The 5,484-nt window shown below is 57.3% G+C and carries 5 protein-coding genes and 1 rRNA gene; 5 read left to right on the forward strand and 1 reads right to left on the reverse strand.

Annotation, left to right across the window (positions count from 1 at the left end):
* Positions 1–135: 135 nt before the first annotated feature.
* A complete protein-coding gene (gene ilvY / locus PSOLE_RS23090) occupies positions 136–1,017 on the reverse strand; it encodes an HTH-type transcriptional activator IlvY (protein WP_074861360.1) in 882 nt (293 codons plus the stop codon).
* An 83-nt stretch (positions 1,018–1,100) separates the two neighbouring features.
* On the opposite strand from ilvY, the gene ilvC reads away from it, so the two are divergent.
* The 5 genes from ilvC to PSOLE_RS23120 form a co-directional block, all read left to right on the forward strand.
* The gene (gene ilvC / locus PSOLE_RS23095) at positions 1,101–2,159 is read left to right on the forward strand and encodes a ketol-acid reductoisomerase (RefSeq protein WP_302847419.1); all 1,059 of its coding nucleotides are present in this window, start codon (positions 1,101–1,103) and stop codon (positions 2,157–2,159) included.
* Between the two features lie 147 nt (positions 2,160–2,306).
* Positions 2,307–3,122 carry a CDP-diacylglycerol--serine O-phosphatidyltransferase gene (gene pssA / locus PSOLE_RS23100; protein WP_045107781.1) on the forward strand — a complete coding sequence of 272 codons (816 nt, stop codon included), beginning with the start codon at positions 2,307–2,309 and terminating at the stop codon, positions 3,120–3,122.
* A 66-nt stretch (positions 3,123–3,188) separates the two neighbouring features.
* Positions 3,189–4,199, forward strand: coding sequence for a protein-methionine-sulfoxide reductase catalytic subunit MsrP (gene msrP / locus PSOLE_RS23105; RefSeq protein WP_074861362.1), 1,011 nt, complete (start codon positions 3,189–3,191; stop codon positions 4,197–4,199).
* Complete coding sequence (gene msrQ / locus PSOLE_RS23110) at positions 4,199–4,825, forward strand: protein-methionine-sulfoxide reductase heme-binding subunit MsrQ (protein WP_074861364.1); 627 nt, start codon at positions 4,199–4,201, stop codon at positions 4,823–4,825. The genes msrP and msrQ overlap by 1 nt, the downstream gene beginning before the upstream one ends.
* Before the next feature lie 567 nt (positions 4,826–5,392).
* A 16S ribosomal RNA gene (locus tag PSOLE_RS23120) occupies positions 5,393–5,484 on the forward strand; the annotation flags it as partial.

Here is a 5,484-nt window from a genome sequence, read left to right on the forward strand (position 1 = left end):
GACTTGGACTGGTCTCGATACTGGATACGATCAATCGGCTTAACCGCATGGCCTGAACCGCCGTGTACGGAACCGTACGCACGGTGGTGTGGGAGGACGGCGGCCGTGAGGCCGCCTCCTACCCGATCCCGAAATTCAGCGTTGGCGATTCCAGAAAGCGGCGATCAGCGGGTCCTTGAGGCGTTTTTCCAGTGCGAACAGGCCAATGTCATAAGCGGTGAGCGGTGGCTGGATATCGTAGATTCGGATGCGGGCGGTCAGCGGGCTGTTGTCCAGGACGATCTGCGGCACCACGCCGATGCCGAAGCCCAGGCTGACCATGCTGACGATGGCTTCGTTGCCGCTCACCTGGGCATAGATACGTGGCTTGATGTTGTGATGTTTCAGCCAGCGGTCGGTGCGCGTGCGGGCCAGGCCTTCTTCGGACAGAATCATCGGCACGTCCTTCCAGCTTTCCGCGCCCGGATGCTTGAGTTGTTCCTCGTTCAATAGCTGTGGTGCTTGCGGGCCGATAAAGCGCAATTCAGAGCGGGTGATCGACTGGAACACCACACCGTTGGGCAGGCTGTCGGGCAGGGCGCCAATGGCCAGATCTTCCAGGCCTTGCTGTACGCGCTCGACGGCTTTCGCCGGGTCGCCAGTGTGCAGTTTCATTTCGATGCGTGGGTAGTCCTGGCGGAAGCTGCTGAGGATGTCATAAAGGAAGCTGTAGCTGGCTGTGACCGAGCAGTACAGCGACAGTTCGCCGTGCAGGTTGAGCTGATCCTGCATGAAGGTCTGCCGTATTGCCTGCCAGCCATTGATGACCTCGCTGGCGTATTCGCGAAACTGCTGGCCTTCGCGCGTCAGGCGCACCGAGCGGTTGTCGCGCACGAACAGGGCGGCGCCGAGTTCATCTTCGAGCTGCTTGATGCTGCGGCTGAGCGCGGACGGGCTGACATGCTGTTCGCGACTGGTGCGGCCGAAGTGCAGATTGTCGGCCAGGGCGAGAAAAAGCCTGAGGGAATGGCTGTCCATCTATATTTCACAAATCGGCATGTTGTGTTGCAAATATATCATTTTACGCAATGGTGTGGATCACTTAAGGTGTCCTCGTCGCGGTGCTTCGCACCCATCCCTTTCGATTGAAAAGAGCCCACAACATGAAAGTTTATTACGACAAAGATTGCGACCTCTCCATCATCCAGGGCAAGAAAGTCGCCATCATCGGTTATGGCTCCCAGGGCCACGCCCAGGCTTGCAACCTGAAGGATTCCGGCGTTGACGTCACCGTGGGTCTGCGTAAAGGTTCCGCGACCGTGGCCAAGGCCGAAGCCCATGGCCTGAAAGTGGCTGACGTTGCCACTGCCGTTGCTGCTGCCGATCTGGTCATGATCCTGACCCCGGACGAGTTCCAGGGCCAGCTGTACAAGAACGAGATCGAGCCGAACATCAAGAAGGGCGCTACCCTGGCCTTTTCCCACGGCTTCGCCATCCACTACAACCAGGTCGTACCGCGTGCCGACCTCGACGTGATCATGATCGCGCCGAAGGCTCCGGGCCACACCGTTCGCACCGAGTTCGTCAAAGGCGGCGGCATCCCTGACCTGATCGCCGTTTACCAGGACGCTTCCGGCAATGCCAAGAACGTCGCCCTGTCCTACGCTTCGGGCGTTGGTGGTGGCCGTACCGGCATCATCGAAACCACCTTCAAGGACGAGACCGAAACCGACCTGTTCGGTGAGCAGGCCGTTCTCTGCGGCGGTACCGTCGAACTGGTCAAAGCCGGTTTCGAAACCCTGGTCGAAGCTGGCTACGCGCCGGAAATGGCCTACTTCGAGTGCCTGCACGAACTGAAGCTGATCGTCGACCTCATGTACGAAGGCGGCATCGCCAACATGAACTACTCGATCTCCAACAACGCCGAGTACGGTGAGTACGTCACCGGCCCGGAAGTGATCAACGCTGAATCCCGTCAGGCCATGCGCAACGCTCTGAAGCGCATCCAGGACGGCGAATACGCCAAGATGTTCATCAGCGAAGGCGCCACTGGCTACCCGTCGATGACCGCCAAGCGTCGTAACAACGCCGCTCACGGTATCGAAGTCATCGGTGAGCAACTGCGTTCGATGATGCCGTGGATTGCTGCCAACAAGATCGTCGATAAGGCCAAGAACTAAGGTCTGCGATGTGCGAAAGAACGCGGCTTTATGCCGCGTTTTTTCATTCTGCGGCGAGGCTTCTGGTATAAAGCCAGCTCGCTGAGGGGCGAACTGAGTTCAGTTGTCCCGGTCGAAATTCGTCAAACCCGTTGCAAGGTGCTGTTCATGAGTGAAGGTCCCGAGGATCAAAAGCCGGCTGGCGACAATCTGGAAAGCCTGCTGCCGATCGACGAGCACATAGAGGAAGGGCAGGATGCCGAAGGGCGCAAGGTGCGCCATCGCGGCATCTATCTGCTGCCCAATCTGTTCACCACGGCCAACCTGTTTGCCGGTTTCTATTCCATCATCAACGCGATGAACGGCAACTTCTACGTAGCTGCTGCCGCTGTGTTCGTGGCCATGGTGCTCGATAGCCTGGATGGGCGTGTGGCGCGCCTGACCAATACACAAAGCGCATTCGGTGCCGAGTATGACTCGCTTTCCGACATGGTCGCCTTCGGTGTGGCGCCGGCACTGCTCGCGTTCGAATGGGCGCTGGGCAGCATGGGTAAAGTAGGCTGGATGGTCGCCTTCATCTATGTTGCCGGGGCGGCGTTGCGTCTGGCCCGGTTCAATACGCAGATCGGTAGTGTCGATAAGCGCTATTTCATCGGTCTGGCCAGTCCGGCTGCGGCCGGTGTGGTTGCCGGGACCGTTTGGGCGTTCAGTGACTTCGGCATCAAGGGCTCGAACATGTCCTTCGCCGTGGCGTTGCTGGTGGCGGCTGCAGGTTGCCTGATGGTCAGCAATATCAAGTACTACAGCTTCAAGGATCTGGATCTGAAGGGGCGCGTGCCGTTCGTGGCCATTCTTGCCGTTGTGCTGGGGTTTGCGGTGGTATTCAGCGATCCGCCCCGTATCCTGCTTCTGATCTTCCTTGCCTACGCGTTTTCTGGGCCTATTCAGTACCTGTTGCAATTACGCCGTCGTAAATCGGCGTGATGCTGTAATTTCTTCCGCGTTCCGTGGTCTACAGTTCGCTTCTAGAACTGTAGTCGCGGAGTCGCCATGCTCATCCGAGTTCCCCCTTCCTCTCGGGCCCTGGAGTCCGAAGTCACCCCCGAGTCGGTTTATCTCTCCCGCCGCAAGCTAATGCAGGGCTCGCTGGCATTGGCGGCCATGGCTGCCATGCCGGGGCTGGCCAGTGCTTACGCTGCAGGTGTCTACGCGGATGTCGAGCCGTCGAAGCCTCCGGGCTGGTTTCAAGAGAAGCTGGCAGCAGCGCGCTGGCAGGCGATAACCGCTGAAGGTGAAAGCATCACGCCTTTCAGGGACGCCACGCATTACAACAACTTCTATGAGTTCGGCACAGGCAAGGGTGATCCGGCAGCCAATGCCGGCAAGCTACAGGTCGAGCCCTGGACGGTGATGGTCGATGGCGAAGTGAGCAAGCCAGGGCGCTACTCCATCGAGGATCTGGTCAAACCGCATGCATTTGAAGAGCGCATCTACAGGCTGCGCTGCGTCGAGGCCTGGTCCATGGTCATTCCCTGGCTGGGCTTTCCGTTGGCTGATCTGCTCAAGCAGGTCGAGCCCACTTTGTCGGCGCGCTATGTACGTTTCGAGACGCTGGTCGATCGTGAGCGCATGCCGGGCCAGCGCTCGGGGTTCTCTCTGATCGATTGGCCTTATGTGGAAGGCTTACGTCTGGACGAGGCCATGCATCCGTTGGCCTTCATGGCTGTCGGCATGTACGGCCGAGTGCTGCCGAACCAGAACGGCGCTCCCTTGCGTCTGGTGGTGCCCTGGAAATATGGTTTCAAAAGCATCAAATCCATCGTACGCATCAGCCTGGTGAGCGAGGCGCCTAAAACTACCTGGGAGCGCATTGTGCCGAACGAGTACGGCTTCTATGCCAACGTCAACCCGCAGGTGGATCATCCGCGCTGGTCTCAAGCAACCGAGCGGCGTCTGCCTAGCAGGTTGTTCAGCCCCAATGTGATCGATACACGGATGTTCAATGGCTATGAGGAGGTCGCTGACCTCTACGCGGGAATGGATCTGTCGAGGTACTACTGATGCGCTACAGGCTCTGGCGCGTCAGCGTATTCCTGGCTGCATTGGTACCGCCGCTGTATTGGCTGTACTGCGCCGTCTTCAATTTGCTGGGGCCTGACCCCGGTAAGGTGCTGGTGGATAATCTGGGGCTCGGTGCTCTGATCCTTCTGTTGATCACCTTGGCAATGACACCGCTGCAGCAGTTGACCCGCTGGAGCGGTTGGATCGCCGTGCGCCGACAGTTAGGTCTATGGTGCTTTGCCTACGTAACGCTGCACCTGTCCGGCTATGTGCTGTTTATCGCCGGGTTGCGTCTGGATCTAGTGCTTCGCGATCTTTCCGAGCGTCCTTACATCATTGTTGGGGCGCTGGCGTTCATTGGCTTGCTGGCATTGGCTGTTACCTCGAATCGTTTCAGCATCAGAAGACTGGGGCGCAAGTGGAAGGCTCTGCACCGTCTGGTCTACGTCATCCTGTTACTGGCCTTGCTGCACATGCTCTGGGTGGTGCGTGCGGATCTGGGCGAGTGGCTCGCTTATGCGCTCGTCGGTGGGGTGCTGCTACTGATGCGCGTCTCCGCTGTGGCGAGTGGGCTGCAGCGCGCTGGCGCCCTTTGGCGAGAAAATCCGAAGAAAGTTGGAATTTAGACTTGACGCGCATTCTGCTGGATGTAGAATGCGCGCCACTTCAGCGATGAAGCGCTTCAAAAACTGCTTGTTAATCAATAAGTTAAGTTGAATGAAGGGCTTGCAAAGCTGGATCTGGCGTGTAGAATGCGCGTCGGTCGACAGGGTGGTGGTTTGATCCTGTTGGTGGTTCGGTCGAATGGATCGAGAGCGGTAAAAAAAGAGGTGTTGACAGCGGTTTTGAACGCTGTAGAATGCGCCTCCCGCTGGAGAGAAGAAGTTCTGATCGAAGGCGCAAGTGGTTGAGTAGAAAGAAGTTTCTGCGGAAACAAAATCGAAAAACAGCTTGACAGATAGAGAGGCTGCTGTAGAATGCGCGGCCTCGGTTGAGGCGAAAGACTTAACCAACTGTTCTTTAACAACTGAATCAAGCAATTCGTGTGGGTGCTTGTGAGGCAAGACTGATAGTCAACTGATTATCAGCATCACAAAGCAACACTCGTTAATTCGAGAGTTACCTTTCATTAATTTGAAAGTTTTGCGATTGCTGAGTCAAGTTTAGGGTTTTCTCAAAACCCAAGCAGTATTGAACTGAAGAGTTTGATCATGGCTCAGATTGAACGCTGGCGGCAGGCCTAACACATGCAAGTCGAGCGGATGAAGGGAGCTTGCTCCCTGAT

Origin of the sequence: Pseudomonas oleovorans subsp. oleovorans (genome assembly GCF_002197815.1) — a bacterium.
Lineage (GTDB): Bacteria > Pseudomonadota > Gammaproteobacteria > Pseudomonadales > Pseudomonadaceae > Aquipseudomonas > Aquipseudomonas oleovorans.